This window comes from Dactylosporangium darangshiense, from assembly GCF_039537565.1.
GTDB lineage: Bacteria > Actinomycetota > Actinomycetes > Mycobacteriales > Micromonosporaceae > Dactylosporangium > Dactylosporangium darangshiense.
Genome location: NZ_BAABAT010000016.1, coordinates 71,045 through 88,602, shown reverse-complemented (window position 1 = coordinate 88,602; position 17,558 = coordinate 71,045). Strand labels below are relative to the sequence as shown.

The 17,558-nt window shown below is 73.1% G+C and carries 24 protein-coding genes; 10 read left to right on the top strand and 14 right to left on the bottom strand.

Annotation, left to right across the window (positions count from 1 at the left end):
- Positions 1 to 2 precede the first annotated feature (2 nt).
- A complete protein-coding gene (locus tag ABD901_RS27570) occupies positions 3 to 1,094 on the top strand; it encodes a sensor histidine kinase (protein WP_345130658.1) in 1,092 nt (363 codons plus the stop codon).
- Positions 1,095 to 1,098: 4 nt separating this feature from the next.
- On the opposite strand, the gene ABD901_RS27565 is transcribed toward ABD901_RS27570, so the two are convergent.
- A complete protein-coding gene (locus ABD901_RS27565) occupies positions 1,099 to 1,557 on the bottom strand; it encodes a MarR family winged helix-turn-helix transcriptional regulator (RefSeq protein WP_345130656.1) in 459 nt (152 codons plus the stop codon).
- A 98-nt stretch (positions 1,558 to 1,655) separates the two neighbouring features.
- Between ABD901_RS27565 and ABD901_RS27560 the strand changes: the two genes are divergently transcribed.
- The 3 genes from ABD901_RS27560 to ABD901_RS27550 all read left to right on the top strand — a co-directional run bounded on the left by ABD901_RS27560 (position 1,656) and on the right by ABD901_RS27550 (position 3,430).
- Positions 1,656 to 1,901 carry an NADPH-dependent FMN reductase gene (locus ABD901_RS27560; RefSeq protein WP_380134279.1) on the top strand — a complete coding sequence of 82 codons (246 nt, stop codon included), beginning with the start codon at positions 1,656 to 1,658 and terminating at the stop codon, positions 1,899 to 1,901.
- Positions 1,902 to 1,924: 23 nt separating this feature from the next.
- Positions 1,925 to 2,689, top strand: a complete 765-nt coding sequence (locus ABD901_RS27555) for an SDR family NAD(P)-dependent oxidoreductase (RefSeq protein ID WP_345130654.1) — start codon at positions 1,925 to 1,927, stop codon at positions 2,687 to 2,689.
- A gap of 144 nt (positions 2,690 to 2,833) precedes the next feature.
- Positions 2,834 to 3,430: a dihydrofolate reductase family protein gene (locus ABD901_RS27550; RefSeq protein WP_345130652.1), complete on the top strand. Its 597-nt coding sequence runs from the start codon at positions 2,834 to 2,836 to the stop codon at positions 3,428 to 3,430.
- A 13-nt stretch (positions 3,431 to 3,443) separates the two neighbouring features.
- On the opposite strand, the gene ABD901_RS27545 is transcribed toward ABD901_RS27550, so the two are convergent.
- The 11 genes from ABD901_RS27545 to ABD901_RS27495 form a co-directional block, all read right to left on the bottom strand.
- Positions 3,444 to 3,743 carry a gas vesicle protein K gene (locus ABD901_RS27545; protein WP_345130650.1) on the bottom strand — a complete coding sequence of 100 codons (300 nt, stop codon included), beginning with the start codon at positions 3,741 to 3,743 and terminating at the stop codon, positions 3,444 to 3,446.
- Positions 3,740 to 3,898 carry a gas vesicle protein gene (locus tag ABD901_RS27540; RefSeq protein WP_345130648.1) on the bottom strand — a complete coding sequence of 53 codons (159 nt, stop codon included), beginning with the start codon at positions 3,896 to 3,898 and terminating at the stop codon, positions 3,740 to 3,742. Before ABD901_RS27540 ends, ABD901_RS27545 begins: the two co-directional genes overlap by 4 nt.
- A gap of 35 nt (positions 3,899 to 3,933) precedes the next feature.
- On the bottom strand, positions 3,934 to 4,716 hold the full coding sequence (locus ABD901_RS27535) for a GvpL/GvpF family gas vesicle protein (RefSeq protein WP_345130646.1): 783 nt from the start codon (positions 4,714 to 4,716) through the stop codon (positions 3,934 to 3,936).
- Entirely contained in the window at positions 4,709 to 5,215 is a 507-nt protein-coding gene (locus tag ABD901_RS59150; protein ID WP_425556723.1) for a gas vesicle protein, read from the bottom strand. Before ABD901_RS59150 ends, ABD901_RS27535 begins: the two co-directional genes overlap by 8 nt.
- A gap of 1 nt (position 5,216) precedes the next feature.
- Positions 5,217 to 5,513, bottom strand: coding sequence for a gas vesicle protein GvpO (gvpO, locus tag ABD901_RS27525; protein ID WP_345130644.1), 297 nt, complete (start codon positions 5,511 to 5,513; stop codon positions 5,217 to 5,219).
- 12 nt (positions 5,514 to 5,525) lie between these two features.
- Positions 5,526 to 5,762 (bottom strand): gas vesicle protein GvpG, encoded by a 237-nt coding sequence (locus tag ABD901_RS27520; RefSeq protein WP_345130642.1) that lies wholly within the window; start codon positions 5,760 to 5,762, stop codon positions 5,526 to 5,528.
- Positions 5,763 to 5,765: 3 nt separating this feature from the next.
- Positions 5,766 to 6,524 (bottom strand): GvpL/GvpF family gas vesicle protein, encoded by a 759-nt coding sequence (locus ABD901_RS27515; protein WP_345130640.1) that lies wholly within the window; start codon positions 6,522 to 6,524, stop codon positions 5,766 to 5,768.
- 1 nt (position 6,525) lies between these two features.
- A complete protein-coding gene (gene gvpJ, locus ABD901_RS27510) occupies positions 6,526 to 6,930 on the bottom strand; it encodes a gas vesicle protein GvpJ (RefSeq protein WP_425556722.1) in 405 nt (134 codons plus the stop codon).
- Positions 6,927 to 8,063: an SRPBCC family protein gene (locus ABD901_RS27505; protein ID WP_345130638.1), complete on the bottom strand. Its 1,137-nt coding sequence runs from the start codon at positions 8,061 to 8,063 to the stop codon at positions 6,927 to 6,929. Before ABD901_RS27505 ends, gvpJ begins: the two co-directional genes overlap by 4 nt.
- 5 nt (positions 8,064 to 8,068) lie before the next feature.
- Positions 8,069 to 8,830, bottom strand: a complete 762-nt coding sequence (locus tag ABD901_RS27500) for a hypothetical protein (protein ID WP_345130636.1) — start codon at positions 8,828 to 8,830, stop codon at positions 8,069 to 8,071.
- Positions 8,831 to 8,912: 82 nt separating this feature from the next.
- A complete protein-coding gene (locus tag ABD901_RS27495) occupies positions 8,913 to 10,091 on the bottom strand; it encodes an MFS transporter (protein WP_345130634.1) in 1,179 nt (392 codons plus the stop codon).
- A 96-nt stretch (positions 10,092 to 10,187) separates the two neighbouring features.
- On the opposite strand from ABD901_RS27495, the gene ABD901_RS27490 reads away from it, so the two are divergent.
- Positions 10,188 to 11,342 (top strand): hypothetical protein, encoded by a 1,155-nt coding sequence (locus tag ABD901_RS27490; RefSeq protein ID WP_345130632.1) that lies wholly within the window; start codon positions 10,188 to 10,190, stop codon positions 11,340 to 11,342.
- Entirely contained in the window at positions 11,329 to 11,973 is a 645-nt protein-coding gene (locus tag ABD901_RS27485; RefSeq protein WP_345130631.1) for a hypothetical protein, read from the top strand. Before ABD901_RS27490 ends, ABD901_RS27485 begins: the two co-directional genes overlap by 14 nt.
- A 16-nt stretch (positions 11,974 to 11,989) precedes the next feature.
- Here ABD901_RS27485 and ABD901_RS27480 read toward each other — a convergent pair whose 3' ends face one another.
- A complete protein-coding gene (locus ABD901_RS27480; protein WP_345130629.1) occupies positions 11,990 to 12,637 on the bottom strand; it encodes a response regulator transcription factor in 648 nt (215 codons plus the stop codon).
- 23 nt (positions 12,638 to 12,660) lie between these two features.
- Positions 12,661 to 13,818 carry a sensor histidine kinase gene (locus ABD901_RS27475; RefSeq protein WP_345130627.1) on the bottom strand — a complete coding sequence of 386 codons (1,158 nt, stop codon included), beginning with the start codon at positions 13,816 to 13,818 and terminating at the stop codon, positions 12,661 to 12,663.
- A 159-nt stretch (positions 13,819 to 13,977) separates the two neighbouring features.
- Here ABD901_RS27475 and ABD901_RS27470 point away from each other — a divergent pair, with 159 nt between their 5' ends.
- The 4 genes from ABD901_RS27470 (at position 13,978) to ABD901_RS27455 (ending at position 17,476) form a co-directional block, all read left to right on the top strand.
- The gene (locus tag ABD901_RS27470) at positions 13,978 to 14,421 is read left to right on the top strand and encodes a hypothetical protein (protein WP_345130625.1); all 444 of its coding nucleotides are present in this window, start codon (positions 13,978 to 13,980) and stop codon (positions 14,419 to 14,421) included.
- A gap of 107 nt (positions 14,422 to 14,528) precedes the next feature.
- Entirely contained in the window at positions 14,529 to 15,575 is a 1,047-nt protein-coding gene (locus ABD901_RS27465; protein ID WP_345130623.1) for a peptidoglycan-binding protein, read from the top strand.
- Positions 15,572 to 16,252, top strand: coding sequence for an ABC transporter ATP-binding protein (locus tag ABD901_RS27460; protein WP_345130621.1), 681 nt, complete (start codon positions 15,572 to 15,574; stop codon positions 16,250 to 16,252). Before ABD901_RS27465 ends, ABD901_RS27460 begins: the two co-directional genes overlap by 4 nt.
- An 18-nt stretch (positions 16,253 to 16,270) precedes the next feature.
- On the top strand, positions 16,271 to 17,476 hold the full coding sequence (locus tag ABD901_RS27455; protein WP_380139599.1) for an ABC transporter permease: 1,206 nt from the start codon (positions 16,271 to 16,273) through the stop codon (positions 17,474 to 17,476).
- Positions 17,477 to 17,558 lie beyond the last annotated feature (82 nt).

The window sequence follows — 17,558 nt, the reverse complement described above, 5'->3', positions numbered from 1 at the left end:
GCATGACCCCGTCCAACCGGCTGCGGCGGCGGCTGATGCTGCTGTACTGCATCTCGGCGGTCCTGTCCGGCGCCGTGCTGCTGGCCCTCGCCGGCGGCGTCGCCGTCAGCCTGCCCGGCGACGCCCCCGCGCGTTCGCCCCTGCCCGGGCCCGGCCCGGGCGACCTGATCCAGCTCGGCGGCATCGATCACCTCCGAGAGCAGCTGCTGCTCGTGCCCGGCATCGCGCTGCTGCTCATGGTGCCGATCTCGCTCGCGTTCGGCTGGTTCATCGCCGGGCGCATGCTGCGCCCGATCCGCACGATGACCGAGTCGCTGCAGCAGATCTCCGGCCGCAACGTGCACGAGCGCCTCGCCGTCGCCGGGCCGCGCGACGAGTTCAAGGACCTCGCCGACACCATCGACGGGTTGCTCGGCCGCCTGGAGCTGGCCCTCGACGGGCACAAGCGCTTCGTCGCCAACGCCGCGCACGAGCTGCGCACCCCGCTCACCGTCGAGCACGCCCTGCTGGAGGAGCCGCTCATCGACCCCGGCGCCACCGTCGAGTCGTACCGGGCGAACTTCGAGCAGCTGCTGGCCGTCAACCGCCATCGTGGGGCGCTGCTGGAGTCCCTGCTCACCCTGGCGGCCAGCGAGTCGGCCCGCGAGGGCGGCGAGCCGGTGGACCTCGACGAGATCGTGGCCGCGGCCCTGCGCGAGCGCGAGGCGCGGCTGCATGAGCGCGGGCTGCGCCTCGCGGCCACGATCAGGCCGGCCCGGATCGTCGGCGAGCCCCGGCTGGTCGCCCGCCTGGTGGCCAACCTGCTCGACAACGCCGTGCACTACAACGAGCCGGGCGGCACGGTCGAGGTGAGCACCCGCACCGAGGGCGGCCGCGCCCGCCTGGTGCTGTCCAACACCGGCCCCGAGGTGCCGCCCGAGCGGGTCGACCGCCTCTTCGAGCCGTTCCAGCGGTTGCGCCGCGTCGCCGACGACGGCCACCACGGCCTCGGCCTGTCGATCGTGCGGGCCATCGCGATCGCGCACGGCGCCACGGCGTCCGCTCGGGCCCGCCGCGGCGGCGGCCTCACCGTCGTGGTCGACTTCCCCGCCTGACCGGTCAGTGGCCGGCCGCGACCCGCTGGATTGCGGCGGCGAGCCGGCCGACATCGACGCCTTCGAGGTGGTCGAGGAAGTGCCGGCGCACGCTGGCCAGGTTGCTCGGCCAGGCCCGCTCCAGGCGGGCGGCCCCGGCGTCGGTGAGCACCGCGCTCCACCCGCGCGCGTCGTCGTCGCTCCTGACGCGTTCGACCGTGCCCTGGCCCTCCAGTCGGCCGACGATGCGGGTCATCCCGCTGAGCGAGAGCTCGCAGGCGGCCGCCAGCTCGCCCATCCGCATCCGGCGTTGCGGCGCCTCGGACAGTCGGCTCAGCGCCGTCCATTCGCTGAGCGAGAGCTGCTGCTCGCGGACGAGGTCCGCGTCGATGGCGCGGGGCAGCGCGTACATCAGCCGGGGCAGCGCGCGGACCAGCGCGTCCTCGTCGGGGGTGAGGGGCCGCGCCGGACGTTCTGTTGTCATGGCCACAGTCTACTTGCTTCGCGAAGCAAGTTACTCGCGCTAGCGTAGTCCTTGCTTGACGAAGCAAGCACTTATCGACGAAAGGCCGGTTACCACCAATGACCAGCATCGGCATCATCCTGGGCAGCACCCGTCCGGGGCGCGTCGGCGAGGCCGTCGCCCACTGGGTGTGGGAGGTCGCCGCGCGGCGCACCGACGCGGAGTTCGAGCTCGTCGACCTGCTCGACTACCGGCTGCCGCACCTGGACGAGGCGCTGCCGCCGTCCATGGGGCAGTACGCCCAGCCGCACACCCTGCAGGTCATTGCCTGGAGCACCGCGCTCGCGCCGATGCGCACCCGCTGAGATCACCGATCGGAGGTACACCCATGGGAACGCTTGACGGCAAGGTCGTGCTGATCACCGGTACCGCGGGCGGCCAGGGACGCGTCGCGTCGCTGGTCTTCGCGCGCGAGGGTGCCAGGGTCGTGGGATGCGACATCCAGGCCGACGCCAACGCTGAGACGGTCGAGCTCGTGCGCAGCGCCGGGGGAGAGATGACCGGCATCGCCCCGGTCGACCTCACCGATCCCGAGCAGGCACGGCGACTCGTCGAGGGCGCCGCGGCCGCCTACGGAGGGCTCGACGTGGTCTACAACAACGCGGCCCTGCAACGCTTCGGCCCGATGCCGGACTTCTCCGTGGCGGACTGGCGCACCACCATCTCCGGCGAGCTCGACATACCGTTCTTCGTGTCGAAGTTCGCGTGGCCGCAATTGGTCCGGCGCGGCGGCGGCGTCATCATCAACATCGCCTCCATGGCCGGCATGATCGGCGGCCAGGTCCCCCCGATGGCGGGGCACACCGCGGCGAATGCCGGCGTCATCGCCCTGACCCGCCAGCTGGCGCTCGAGGGCGCTCCACACGGGATCCGGGCGGTGGCGATCAGCCCCGGCCCCGTCCTGACGCCGGCCAGCGACCGCGATCTCGGCGACGACCGGGCGGCCCGGGACGCGATCACCGCCAAGACGCTGCTCAAGCGCTTCGCGCAGCCCGAGGAGATCGTCGAGCTGGCCGCCTTCCTCGCCTCCGACCGGGCGTCCTACATCACCGGCGCCAACTACCCGGTCGACGGCGGCGCGACCGCCTGGTGACCGCCGCGGCCCGGCCGGTGCGGCCCCACGCACCGGCCGGCCGCACGGTCTCTTTTTTCGCGTGGATGTCGAGAACTCGCGGGCCGCTTCGATCAGTGTGTGAAGGGGGCACGAGGCCCCGCACCCGATGAGAGGACCGCCGAGATGAGCAAGGTTTTCGTGGACATCGCCGCGTCCCTGGACGGCTTCGTCGCCGGCCCGAACCAGAGCCTCGAAGCGCCGTTGGGGGAGGGCGCCGAGAGCGTCCTGCACCGGTGGATGTTCGAGGCCGCGGACGAGAACGCGGCGGAGCTCGCCGCGATCACCGACGCCGGCGCGTTCGTCATGGGGCGCAACATGTTCGGTCCGGGACGCGGCGACTGGGATCTCGCCTGGCGCGGCTGGTGGGGCGAGGACCCGCCGTACCACGCACCGGTCTTCGTGCTGACCCACCACGAGCGCGCACCGCTGCCGATGGACGGTGGCACCACGTTCCACTTCGTGACCGGCGGGGTCGCCCGGGCGCTCGAGCTGGCCCGGGAGGCGGCAGGGGAACGCAACGTCGCCGTCGCCGGCGGGGCCGCGACGGTCAACCAGTTCCTGGCCGCCGGCCTGGTCGACGAGCTGCGCCTGCACGTCGCGCCGGTGGTGCTCGGCCGGGGCGAGCGGCTCTTCGACGGCGTCGGCCCGCTCGGGCTGACGCCGGTGCAGGCGCGGCAGACCTCGCTCGTCACGCACCTGCGGTACGCGATGCGCCGCTAGTGTCGGCCTCGGCTCAGGGACGCTCGCGCGGCGGTAACGGCGGCGACGCGAGGTCGATGCCGATGCCGAGGTCCTCGGCGGACAGCCCGAAGCGCTCCCGCAGCTCGCCCATCCGCTCCTCCAGGGCCATGAGGGTCTCGCCGATCCGTTCGACCTGGTCGTCGGTGAGGTCGCCGACGTCGATGCGGCGCAGCGCCTGCCGCTCCATGAGCTGACGCACCAGCTCGATCACGGTGAGCACGAGGCTGGCGAAGCCGCGCTCGAAGTCGTCGCGGTCCAGCTCGATCCGCGGCCGCGGCCGCTCGCCGCTCATTGCCGAGCCTGTAGTTCGGGCGGCGGTGCGACCGTGGCGGCGGACGCCACCAGGGCACGCAGCGATACGTACACCAGGTCGACGCCCGCGATGGACAGCGTCACCTCACCACTGATGACCACGCCCGTGGCCAGGAGGCGGTCGAGCAGATCCACGAGGGCCACCCGTTCAGCCCGGCCCGCCGTAACCGTCATCGCGCCGGCGCCTCCCCGGCCGGGGCTTCCTCGGCCGATGCGAACGAATACGGCGGCCACGGACCGGTGAGCTCCAGACGCAGGCCGGGATGGCGCTGCGCCAGCTCGTCAACGGCGTCGGCGAACCGGCTCGAGTCGTCCGTGCTGACCAGGTAGGCGCCGTTGAGCACCATCGGCTCGGCATGGCCGGTGAGGCGGCGGTCCTGCGGCGGGTGGCGGCGGGCCGCGTCGGCGCTGTCGGCGAGCGCCTCGTGGATCTGCTCCGCATCGTGCTCCGCGCGCCGCCGCCGCTCGTCGCCGGCGGACAGCTCGGCGCGGCGCCGCCGCAGGTAGTCGGTGCCCGGGTGAGCGCTGGCGGGCTTCTCCTGCGCAGGCGCCCGAATGGGCTCTGTGCCGGCGTACACCTTTACGCCCCACTCGGTGTGGCCGCTGATGCGGTCGAGGGCGGCGTCGAGGTCGGCGCGGCGCTGCTCGAGCATCGCCCGCACGCCGGCGTCGTCGCGGTACACGGTGGCGAGGGTGGCCGGCACGACGGCGCCGCGCTCGCCCGCGGCCGCCACCACGGCGTGATGGGCCCGGGCCACACCCTCCAGCCACGGCAGATCCTCCAGGTTGCGCCGCAGCGCCTCCTCGCCGAACTCCGCCGGGTCCACGGGCGAGACCACGGCCACCAGGCCCGCCGTCGCGACCGTGCGCACCGTCGCGCCGACGATGCCCGGGAAACCGTCCAGCCCGCCGGCATCGCGGGCGACGGCGTGCAGCCAGAGCGCCTCAGCCATGGCGCCGCTCCTTCCGGGCGCCCCGGTCGATGGCCGGCGCCCGCTCGCGCTCGGGCAGCGGCTCGTGGGCACGCTCGCGCTCTGGCAGCGGCTCCCGAGCCCGCTTGCCCGCGGGCAGCGGCTCCCGAGTCCGCTTGCCCGCGGGCAGCGGCTCCCGAGTCCGCTCGCCCGCGGGCAGCTGCTCCCGAGCCCGCTCGCCTTCCGGCAGCGGCTCGCGGGTCCGCTCGCCCTCGGGCAGCGGCTCGTGGGCCCGGGAGCTGAGCCACGGGTCGTGCTCCCACCAGTCGATGCCCATCTCGCGGGCGGTGTCGACGGAGGCGACGACGAGGCGCAGCTTGACCGTGAGCAGCTCGATGTCGAGCAGGCTCACCCGGATGTCGCCGACGATGACGATGCCGCGGTCGAGGACCCGTTCCAGGATGTCGCCGAGATTCGCCGGCTCGTGCCCGCCGCGGGCCACCGCGGTGGTGGCGCCGGAGCCGTGGGGCGTCGGCTGCATCTCACGCCCCCTCGTCGCCCTTGCCGCGCGAGTACCTCCGGGTGCGGCGCAGCGCGGTCAGGTCGCCCTCCGCGGTGACCTGTGCCCGGTAGGTCGCCAGGACGTCGCTGGACGAGGGGATGCGCCGGTCCTCGACGACCTCGACCTCGACGAGCCAGCCGTCGTCGTCGCGCTCCAGCGCCGTGACGCCGGACGGCGGCTTGCCGGTCAGCTCGGCGACGTCGTGCAGCACCGTCCGCACGATCGAACCGGGGTCCTCGGCGTAGTCGTCGTCGTACCGTTCGTCGCTGCGGGCCACGGTTCAGCCCTCCTATCTCATGTCCGCCGGGCGGACCAGCCGGCCGATGAGCTCGGCCCGGATCTCGTCGGCCTCCTGCGGCTCGATCCGCCCGTCGGCCTCGGCCTCGTCGACCTCGGTGATGTGGCGCCGGATCACCGACGGGTCGTACCACTCGTGCTCGACCTGCTGCTGGATCACCCCGCCGACCCACAGCGCCAGGCGTGCGGGTGCGAGGGGTGCGGTCAGGATGGCGCCGATGATGCCCACGGCTCACTCCTCGGGCCGGGGCTCGGCGGTGAAGTCGTATGGCGCCACCGGCCCGAGCAGCCGGACCTCGACGCGCCCGGCCCAGCGGCGGGCCAGCTCCTGCACCGCGTGCACCAGTTCCTTCTCGCGGCCGGTCTCGGCGAGCACGGCGACGGCGGCGACGTCGAACTCGCCCGGCGGCGGCCGCATGACGAGGTCGGCGACGACCGGCACCAGCGCCTCGGCGATCGCGCTCGCGTCCACGTCGCGGTGCACGTCGACCGCACCGCCGATGGCCTCGCCGAGCGCGATCCGTTCGGCGTGGGTCTCCTCGTCGGGCCGGCCGCGCAGCGCCGCCCGGCGCCGCTCGAGCTCCGGGTCCTCGGCGAGGACCTCGCGCAGGATGGCGTCCTGCACGTAGCGGGCGTTGATGAGGTACTCCGCCAGGCCCTCGAGCTCGCGCAGCGCCGTGTCGAACTCGTCATGGTGCGGCGCGAGCAGCTCATCGACCGTCGCCTGCCGGTCCGTCAGGACCGCACCGAAGCGCATCGGCAGCACCGGCACGACGCCGGCGACGGCATCCAGCAGCCGCTCGTGGGCGAGGAGGTCGTCGGGCGTCCCAAGTGGACGGTCGAGCGGTATCTCGGACACGAGCGCCCCGATCCGGTCGTGGCGCACGACGCTGATGCGCGCCGCGTCCTCGCCGACGCCGCGGGCCTCGGGCTCCGTCTCCACGTCCGCCGGCACGATGCCGTAGACGTAGATGCCGGTGGCGGTGGGCATGTCAGTCCTCCTCCCTGCGCCGCCGCCGTTCGCGCTGCGGCTCCTCCGGCGCGTCGATCACGTCGCGCACCTTGTCCCCGGCGGCCTCCAGTGCCCCTCGCACGCCGCCCTTGACCTTGTGCTTGGCGCCGCCTTCCGCCATGTCACCCACGAGCTCGGGTAACCCGGCCTTCTCCTGCGAGATGTCCAGGCGGTTGACCGCCTCGGCGAAGCGCAGGTACGTGTCGACGCTCGCCACGACGATGCGCGCGTCGATGGTCAGCAGCTCGATGCCGACGAGCGAGACCCGGACGTACGCGTCGATGACGAGCCCCTTGTCGAGGATCGTGTCGATCACGTCGGCGAGCGACGCCGAGTTCGGCCGGTCGACGACGCCCCCGCCGCGTTGCTGCATTGCGGAAGTCATCGTTGCTTCTCCGATTCCTTTTCCTTTAGCCGCCGCCGCACGGGACGTTCGGACCGCTCAGGCCGCTCAGGCCGCTCGGCCCGCTCAGCCCGCTCAGGCCGTTCGGGTCGCCGCCGGAGCCGCGACTGACGGGTCTGTTCCCCGCGCTCCTGCGTGTCGTCGGGCTCCCGCTCCTCGCGGTCCTCGGGTCCCTCGCGCTCCTCTTCTTCCTCTTCCCCTTCCTCCTCTTCCTCTTCCCCTTCTTCCCCTTCTTCTTCTTCTTCTTCGTCTTCTTCCCCGCGCTCCTCGGGCTGCTGCTGCTGCTCCTCCTCCTCGCGCCTGGCCGTCTCGTCATCCTTGACGACCTCGCCGTCGCGGATCTCGCCGCGCCAGCCCTCGACGCTGTCGGGGTCGAGGATCGTCTGGGTCATGACGTGCCGGCGGTAGTGCTTGAGCTCCAGGCGGGCCCGGCGCCCCTGCGCCCGCCACAGGTTGCCGGTGTGTTCGAAGAAGCCCTGGGGGTGGTACTCCATGGCCAGGATGATCCGCGTGAGGTTCGGCCGCAGGTCGTGGAACGTGACGGAGCCGTCGACGTGGCCCTTGGGTCCCTTGGACTTCCAGACGATGTTGTAGTCCGGGATCTGCTGGCTGATCGTGGCCTCCCACGTGCGGTGGGACCAGAAGACCTGTGCCTTCCAGTTGGTCTTCTCGTCCGACGCCTGCTCGACGCTCTCGACCTTCTTCATGAAGCTCGGGAAGTCCGCGAACTGCGTCCACTGGTTGTAGGCGACCCGCACCGGCACGCCGACGTCGACCGTCTCCTCGATGTTGGTGACCTTGAGCTTCTTGCCGCGGCCGCCCTTGCCGCCGCCGAACATGCCCTTGACCTTCTCCTTGACGCCGGACAGGCCGCCGGAGAACGCCGCCCGCATCGGCGACTTGCCCTCGGCCATCTTCTGCACGCCGGTCACCGCGGCGGACAGGCCCGGGCCGCCCTCGCCGCCGGCAAGGCCGCCGAGCCGGTCGGTCACCGAGCCGACCTTGCGGCCGGCCGAGCTGAGCGCGCGCTTGCCGGCGGCCGAGGCCAGGTCCCGCAGGTCCTCCTTGACCACGTCGGCGATCTGGGCGCCGATGCCTTTCGTCTGCGTAGGCATGGCGCTCATCTCCGCCGTACCGGCGGCCGGCCGTTGTGCCGTACGCCGGCGGACACCAGCTCGTCCTCGTCCTCCTCGTCGACGTCCTCCTCGTCGATGTCCGTCGTGTCCTCCGGCTCGTAGTCCTCCGCGTCCTGACGCGCGCGACGGATGGACCGCCGCCGGCCGTCGCCGCGCTCCTCCTCGCGACCTCGCGGCTCCTCGCGGTCCCGCGGCTCTTCCCGGCCTCGCCGCTCCTCGCGGTCCCGCGGCTCTTCCCGGCCTCGCCGCTCCTCGCGGTCCCGCGGCTCCTCGCGGCCTCGCCGCTCCTCGCGGTCCCGCGGCTCCTCGCGGCCTCGCCGCTCCTCGCGGTCCCGCGGCTCCTCGCGGCCTCGCCGCTCCTCGCGGTCCCGCGGCTCCTCGCGGCCTCGCCGCTCCTCGCGGTCCCGCTCCTCCTCGCGGCCTCGCCGCTCCTCGCGACCTCCCGGCTCGCGCAGCGCATCGGTGCGCTCGCGCAGCCGGTCGCTCACCGACGCGATACGGCCGGAGACCGCCGACTGTGCGGCATCCTTCGCGGCGTTGACCAGCGGTACGCCCATCTCGCCGAGCTTGCCGAGCTCCGGCGCGGAGCCCAGCGCCCGCACGCCGTGCTCCAACAGGCCGCCGGGCCGGCTGAGCCGTCCGCTCGCGGCGGCCGCGGCGAGCAGCAGGCCCCAGCGCAGCTTGTGCTGCCGCCCGAGCAGATAGCCGATGCCCGCGGCCAGAACCACCTGCGTCTTGCAACGCATGGCTTCTCCCTTCGGCTGGATCGGGGGGAAAACTGAGCGCTACCCACACCTGTTGGGGCGAAACGCGTTGGTATTCAAGGGTTCATCGCCGTCGGGACGATGTCCGCAGCGCCAGCAGCGTCGCGGCGGCGAGCGCGGCGGCGATCGTGAGGCCGATCGGGTATCCGGTCGCGGACGCCAGCACTCCGAAGCCCGCCGCGCCGATGCCGAGCCCCGCGTCGTACGCCACGCTCCACAGGGCGGTCACCGTGCCGTATCGCTGCTGCGGTACCGAATCCAGCATCAGGGTGAGGCTCGCGGTCTGCAGTGCCCCGAAACCGCAACCGAAGACGGCGGCCGCGGCCAGGACGGCCGCCGGCCGGTCGGCGATGGCCAGCGCGGCCAGGCCGGCGGCGGTCGCGAGCATCGCGGGCGCCAGCAGCCGGCGCGGCCCGCGCCGGTCGCCGATCCGCCCGGCCCACCAGCGGGTGACGGTGCCGGCGAGCGACTGCACGAGCAGCGCGGCGGCGATGGTGCCCCCACCGGCGTGCGGCAGCACCGCGGGCAGGAACGTGGCGACGATCCCGGCGAGGGTCGCGGCGGCGGCGAACACGAGCGCCGGCCGGGTCAGCTTCGGGTCGCGCACGGCATGCGCCATCCCGTAGGCGCCGGCGCGCTCCCGGCCGCCCCGCCCGTCGCCGCCGGGCAGCATCGGCAGGGCGAGCAGCCCGGCCAGGGCGAGGACGGCGCCGGCGGTGAATGCGGCCGGATAGCCGGCGTGCACGGCGAGCCAGAGCCCGGCGGGCATCCCGACCACGGCCGGCACGCTCGCGACAATGCCGATCGCGCCGAGGCCTTCGCCGCGCCGCTCCGGGGGGATCAGCTGCGCCGACCAGGCGCCGCACGCCACGAAGATGGTCGCCACGCCCATGCCGCGCAGCGCGCACACGGCGAGCACCGCGCCGAGCCCGGTCGTGGCGGTGAGCACGAGCGAGGGCAGGCCGAGCAGCGCCAGCCCGGCGGCGATCACGCCGCGGTACCCGAACAGCCGCACCAGCCGCGGCAGCACCGCCTCGGCGGCCACCGTCGAGCCCATGAGCACCCCGGTGGCGAGCCCGCCGGCGGCCCCGCCGGCACCGGACGCGGCGACGGCGGCGGGCACGACGGGCAGCAGCAGGTAGAAGGCGGTGAGGCCCAGGAAGTCGATGGCGGACACCAGCAGCAGCGGCCGGCTCAGCAGCCGGGTCCGGGTCACGGCCGGCGAGGTGGCGAACGTCGTCATGTACCGACCGTAGGAGCAAATCGGTCCGGGTCCGTGGGCCAAAGTGCCGCTCTGATTCGGGACCAATTTTGCCCGGTGCGTTAGCCTGGCGGCACTATGAGAGTGGATCTCCCCAATTTCTGGACGCTCACGTGGAGAGACGTCGACCCCGCCGGACGGCCCGCGTTCGACCCGGCCGGCGTCGCGGATCTGGTGCGGTCCCTGCCGCCGGCCGCCGAAGTCCCGCCGGTCGGCACCGACTGGCGGCTCGTCGGCCTCTGGTTCGACCGGATGACGGCCGCCCTGGTCGAACGTCTCGGCGACTGGGTGGTGGGCTGGCCGTACACGGTCGCGATGGAGGAGTACCAGAACCGCGGGCTCATCCCGATCTGGCGGACGGAACACGCCACGGTGATGACGCCGGCCGAGACGCTGACCCGCCTCGCCGACGCGGTGGTCGCCTGGCACGAGCTGCTGGTCGAGCTCGCCACCGATGCCCGCGGCCGCTTCGCCGCGGCGGCACCGGCGGCGACGGGCGGCACCGGCGAACCACCGGCCTGGCGGGCCGTCCAGGGCCATGGCCGGATCGCCATCCACACCGGGCATCCGGCCATCCGCCGGTCCCATCCGGCGGACCTGAGCTGGGCCGACGTCGACCCCACGGGCCGGGCCTTCGACCCGGCAACGGTTCCGGCGGTGGTGTCCGGCCTGGTCGCCGCGTCCGAGCTGCCGTCACGCGACGCCGACTGGCGCCTCAGGGACCTGTGGCTGGAGCGCGTGACCGCCGGCCTCGCCGACCGGTTCGGGCCGTGGGCGGTGGGCTGGCGCTGGTCGGTGGGCGAGGGCGACCTCGACGGCGGCCCGGTGGGCTCCTGGTGCTGCTACCGGCACTCGGTCACCACGCCCGAGGCGACCGTGGCAACCATCGCCGCGGCTCTCGTGGAGTGGCACGGCTGGCTGGGCGACCTGGCGGAGCGGTTCGCCCGGTTCCTTCCCCTGCCCGCCGGTGACCTGGACGGATGGGAACGCGCGGTCGCTCATCTGGTCACCGCGGTCGGCGACCGCACCCAGTACGAGTCCGGCTGGTACGGCTGCTGCACGACCGTGCTCGGCTGGTTCCTCGACGCGGCCGGCATCGAGGCCGCCCGACGGGTGGAGCTGCTCGAGTACGCGGTCGCGGGCCGGTTCGACAGCTGGGTGGAGCCGCCGAGGGCGGTCGTGGAGTCGGTCGCCGAGGACCTGGCCCTGCGGGTGGCCGGTGACCGCGCCTGACCACCTGGCGGCGTGGCAGCGGGTGCGGGAGCTTGTGGCCTGGCGGGATGTCGTACCGCACCTTCCGGCGCCGGTGCCCGCCGTGCGCGACGGCTTTGCCGGGCGTGGTCCGCAACGGCTGCTGGCCGCGCGCGACGACGTGCGGCGCGAGGCGTCCGCCGGAGCCGACCTCGACCTGGACCTGCTGGCCCGCTGGAACCGGATCGTCCGTGGCGTCCCCGTCGCGGCGTTCCGCCGGGCGCCGGCGTACGCGAAGCACGGCCGGGAGCGGTACGGGCTGCGTGCCGACACCGAGCAGCGGTTCGCCGCATGTGTGGCACAGACCGCCGACCGTTCGACGCCGGTGACGGCGCGCGCCGCCCGGGTCTACCTCGACGTCGCCTTCTTCCACCCGTACGACGACGGCAACGCCCGCCTGGCCGGCCTGGCGCTCCAGTTCGTGCTGCTGCGCGGCGGCGTCGAGCTCGACGAGGTCGCGCCGATCCTCACGACGGTGCGCCGCGCCGACGACGCCGAGGGAGCGGCGGGTCTGGCCCGGCTGGTGCACGGCATCGCCGCGGCCACTCACCGCCGATGGCTGCGCGCGAACGGGCAATGTCAGCACGGGCCACCATTTCCGAATCACCGTTAGAGCGCCGGCGGCGAGCTCATAGCCGGTAGCCCGCCCCGATGACGGTCTCGACGAGCGGCGGCTCGCCCAGCTTGCGGCGCAGCCGGGCGACGGTGACCCGCACGGTGGCGGTGAACGGGTCGACGTGCTCGTCCCAGGCCCGCTCCAGCAGATCCTCGGCGCTGACCACGGCGCCGTCGGCGGTCATCAGGACCTCCAGCACAGCGAGCTCCTTGGTCGTCAGCGGGATGATCCGCCCGCCCCGGGTGACGAGCCGCCGGGTGGTGTCGAAAATCAGGTCGGCGTGCTGCAGGATCCGCGGGGCGTTGTTGGCCCGCCGGGCCAACGCCCGGATCCGCAGCACCAACTCGTCGAAGATGAACGGCTTGGGCAGGTAGTCGTCGGCCCCCAGGAGCAGACCGGCGACCCGGTCGGCGGCGTCGCCGGCCGCGGTGAGCATGAGGATGCGGGCGTCGCCGTCCTGGCTCAGCGCGCTGCACACCTGGTCGCCGTGCAGCGCGGGCAGGTCGCGGTCGAGCACGACCACGTCATACCGGTTGGAGCGCGCCTTGTGCAGCCCGTCGACCCCGTCGGCGGCGAGGTCGACCGCGATGCCCAGGTCCCGCAGGCCGTCGGCGACCTGACCGGCCAGCAGCAACTCGTCCTCGATCAGCAGTACCCGCACCCGTACATCGTCTCCTTCACCGGCTAATCGCCGGCGGCCGCCGGCGGCGTGTCGCGGGCCGGCAGCGTGACGACGACCTGCAGGCCGCCCCCGGCCAGCGGCTGCGCCGCCACCGTCCCCCGGTGCGCGTGCACGATGGACCGGACGATGGCCAGGCCCAGGCCGCTGGACCTGCCGTCCGCGGTGCGGTCGGGCCGGAGCCGCTGGAACGGCTGGAACAGCCGGTCCACGTCCGCGGCCGGGACGGTGTCGCCGCTGTTGCGGACCCGCACGACCGCGCCGTCGTCCCCACCGCTCGTCGCCACCTCGATCCATCCGCCGTGGTGGTTGTGCCGGATCGCGTTGTCCACGAGGTTGCGCACCAGGCGGTCGAGCAGCACCGGGTCGCCGGTGACCGGGGCCGGGGACAGGTCCGAGGTGACCGACAGCTGCGCCGCCTCCGCCTCGTCGTCCGCCGCGATCAGCGCCGCGGCCGCCGCGACCGCCAGATCGTGCGGCTCCCGGACGATCGCGCCGCTGTCGCTGCGGGCGAGCGCCAGCAGACCGTCCAGCAGCCGTTCGGCCCGACCGGTCGCGATCAGCACGCGGCCCGCCATGTCGCGCCACTGGGCGGTCGTGGTCTCCGGCTTCGACAGCAGGACCTCGGCGCTGGTCCGCACGATCGCGAGCGGGGTGCGCAGCTCGTGCGAGACGTCGCCGACGAACCGGCGCTGGCTGGCGAACGCCGCCTCCAGCCGCGCGACCATCTCGTCGAAGGTGTCGGCCATTTCCTTGAGCTCGTTGCGCGGCCCGGCCAGGGCGATGCGCAGGTGCAGCCGGTCCTGCGAGATCCGGCGGGTGGTGGCGGTCAGCGTGCGCACCGGCCGCAGCATCCGGCCCGCCAGGACCCACGACGCGGCCACCACCAGCAACGTCATGATGGCCAGCGCGATCGCCGACGTCCTCGCCGCCTCCAGCCGGACGAGGTCGCCGCCGGACGCGGGCGCGTTGCCGACTGCGACGCCCTCCTTGACGACCACCTTGTCGGCGGCCGGCGGAGTGCTGAGTTTGTTGTACATCAGGCCGTAGTTCACCGCGAGCAGCGCCGCGCCGGTCAACAGGAACACGAATGCGTACGTCAGCGTCAGGCGCAGCCGCAACGATTTGGGCTTGACGGTTTCGGTCAGCGGCGGGTCGGCCATCGACCCAGTCTCCATGAGCCGGTGCAACAACGGTGTTACGCGCGCTGTCACGGTGGTGTTGCGCTCGCTCCGCTCTACTGAAGGCGATCGGTGCCGCCTTCGAGCAAGGGGAGATCGTTGATGCGAAGGAGCCTCACAACCCTATGTCTGCTGCCGCTGATGCTCGTGCTGGCCGCCGGCTGCTCGAAGGACCACGGGACGGCGGATGCCGGTTCCACGCTCAGCGCCCAGGACAAGGCGCTCAAGTACACGCAGTGCATGCGTGACCATGGCGTGCAGATGGACGACCCGCAGTTCCACGGCCAAGAGATCGACCTGGGCCAGATCAAGGAAACGGACCAGTCGAAGATCCAGTCAGCTGAGCAGGCCTGTGCGCAGTACAAGCCCGGGCGCGAGTCCAACGGCAACGTCCCGGCCGAGAAGCTCGAACTGCTGCGGCAGATGTCGAGGTGCATGCGTGAGCACGGTGTGGAGAACTTCCCCGATCCGGACTCGAGCGGCAAGTTGCCGGTCCCCGATTCGCTGCGCAGCGATCCGCAGTTCGCGTCGGCGGAGAGCACGTGCCTGAAGCAGCAGAACACGCCGAATGCGACGAGCTCTTGACCGACATCGTGATGACGGACGAGGGAGCGCACGGGCAGCCGGACCGGTCGCCCGAGCCGCAGGTGAGGCGGCGGGCGACGCGGCGCCGGCGGCGTGGCCGGAGGGCCGTGATCGTGGGCACGGTGGTGGCCGCGGTCGGGGCGGCCGGCGTGGCCGCGTCCGGGCTGGGGTTCGGCGACGACGGGACGGACCGGCAGTCCGCGTCGAACCTGCCGCCGGCCCGCACGCAGGTTTCGCGGCAGACGTTGCAGGACACGGACGAGGCGTCCGGGGATCTGGGGTACGGCGGGCAGACGGTGCTGCCGGGGCGGGTCCCGGGCATCATCACGGGCATGCCGCTGGCCGGCGACCTCATCACCCGGGGCAGGGCGATCTACCGGGTGGACAACACCCCGGTCGTGCTGCTCTACGGCGCGCTGCCGGCGTACCGGGAGCTGACCACCGGGTCCGAGGGCGCGGATGTGCAGCAGCTCGAGGACAACCTGCGGGCCCTGGGCTACGGCAGCGGGATCACGGTCGATCAGAAGTACACGTCGGCGACCGCGCAGGCGGTGTCGCGGTGGCAGAAGGACCTGGGCCTGACGCAGACGGGCCGGGTGGAGCTCGGCCGGGTGGTGTTCGCGCCGGGCACGATCCGCGTGGACAGCGTCACCGCGGGGTTGAACCAGTCGGCCCGGGACGGTCAGGAGGTGCTCAAGTACACCGGCACCACGCGGCGGGTGACGGCCCGGCTGGACGTGTCCAAGCAGCGGCTGGCGCGTAAGGGCGCACTGGTCCAGATCGAGCTGCCGGACGGCACCCGGGTGCCCGGCGTGGTCGACCGGGTGTACACGGTGATCGAGCCGGCGGTGAGCCAGGGCTCGGATCCGACGACGAAGATCGAGGCGATCGTGTCGCTGAACAACCCGGACGCGGTGGCAACGATCGAGGCGGCGGTCGTGACCGTGGTCTTCACGGCGGACGAGCACAAGGACGTGCTGACGGTGCCGGTCGGGGCCCTGGTGGCGTTGAACGAGGGCGGCTATGGCGTCGAGGTCATCGAGGGCACGAGCACCCGGTTCGTGAAGGTGCGGACCGGGCTGTTCGCCAACGGCCGGGTGGAGGTCAGCGGCGATGGCCTGCGCGAGGGCATGACGGTGGGGATACCGCAGTGATCGACCTCGTCGATGTCACGAAGGTGTATCCGGGCGGCGTGCACGCGCTGGCAGGGGTGAGCCTGAGCGTCGCCGCCGGGGAGCTGGTGGCGGTGGTCGGCCCGTCCGGGTCGGGCAAGTCCACCATGCTGAACATGCTCGGCACGCTCGACCGGCCCACGTCGGGCCGGGTGGTCATCGACGGCTACGACGTGTCGCAGCTGTCGGACCGCAAGCTGTCGGCCCTGCGGGCGCACCGGCTCGGCTTCGTCTTCCAGCAGTTCCACCTGGCACCCGGCGTGCCGACGCTGGACAATGTGGCCGACGGGCTGCTGTATGCCGGGGTCGGGCTGGGCGAGCGGCGCCGGCGGGCCGAGGCGGCGCTGGAGCGCGTCGGGCTCGGGCACCGGCTCGACCATGAGCCGAACGAGTTGTCCGGCGGGGAGAAGCAGCGGGTGGCGATCGCCCGGGCGGTGATCGGCGATCCCGCGCTGCTGCTGGCCGACGAGCCGACCGGCAACCTGGACACGGCCGCCGGGCAGGGCGTGGTCGCGCTGTTGCGCGATCTGCATGCCGGTGGCACGACGGTCGTGGTGATCACGCACGATCGGGAACTCGCCGAGGGGCTGGACCGGCGGGTCCACATGCGCGACGGGCGGATCGTCGAGGACAGCGCGACCATGCTGCGGGTGGGGTGAGCCATGTCGACCAGACAAATGGACCGGCCTTCCCTGTCGCCGCAGCGGATGCCCGTGCGCGACGTGTTCCGCGTCGGGGCGGCCGGGCTGCGCACCCGCCCGACCCGCGCGGGACTGTCCGCGCTGGGCATCGCGATCGGTATCGCCGCGATGGTCGCCGTGGTGGGCATCTCCTCGTCCTCGCGGGCCGAGCTGGACCGCCGGCTGGCCGCGATCGGCACCAACCTGCTCACCGTCTCGCCCGGGCAGACGCTGTCGGGCAAGACGGCGGAGCTGCCCGAGGAGGCCGAGGCGATGATCGGCCGGATCGACTCGGTGACCGGCACGTCGGCGATCGGCGCGATCAACGACATCAAGGTGTACCGCACCGACCAGATCCCGAAGGCGCAGTCCAACGGCCTGGCCGTGTTCGCGGCCCGGGAGAGCCTGAAGGTCACCGTGGGCGCCACGATGCGCAGCGGGGTTTGGCTCAACGGCATCACCGGCCGCTATCCGGCGGCGGTGCTGGGCTCCACCACCGCCAAGCGGCTCGGCATTGGCCGGGCCGATCCGCAGGAGGAGATCCTGATCGGCAGGCACCGGTTCACCGTGATCGGTGTCCTCAACCCGGTCGCGCTGGCGCCCGAGCTGGACAATGCGGTGCTCATGGGCTGGGACATCGCCGCGGACAAGTGCGGCTTCGACCAGCGGGCGACCACCATCTACACCAAGGCTCCGGACAGCCGGATCGCGGCGGTGCGCAAGGTCCTGGCGGCCACCGCGAATCCGGAGGCGCCCGCCGCGGTCAACGTGTCGCGGCCGTCGGACGCGCTGGCGGCCAAGCTGGCCGCCGACGCCACCCTCAACGCGCTGCTGCTGGGCCTGGGCGCGGTGGCGCTGCTCGTCGGCGGCATCGGGGTGGCCAACACCATGGTGATCTCGGTGCTGGAACGCCGGGCCGAGATCGGGCTGCGCCGGTCCCTGGGCGCCACCCGGGGGCAGGTCCGGCTGCAGTTCCTGACCGAGTCGCTGCTGCTGTCCCTGCTCGGCGGGTTCGGCGGCGTCCTGCTCGGCATCGCGGTCACCACGGCCTACGCGGCCTATCAGGGCTGGCCCGCGGTCGTGCCGGTCTGGGCGACGGCCGGCGGCCTGGTCGCCACCGTGCTCATCGGCGGCCTGGCCGGGCTCTACCCGGCGATGCGGGCCGCCCGCCTGTCCCCGACGGAGGCCCTCGCCACGCTCTGATCGGGCCGCCCCGAACCCTGTGCCAGGTTGGGCAGGCACGGGGATGGGAAGGTTTTCGCCAGGTATTTCGACCGGCCGCACC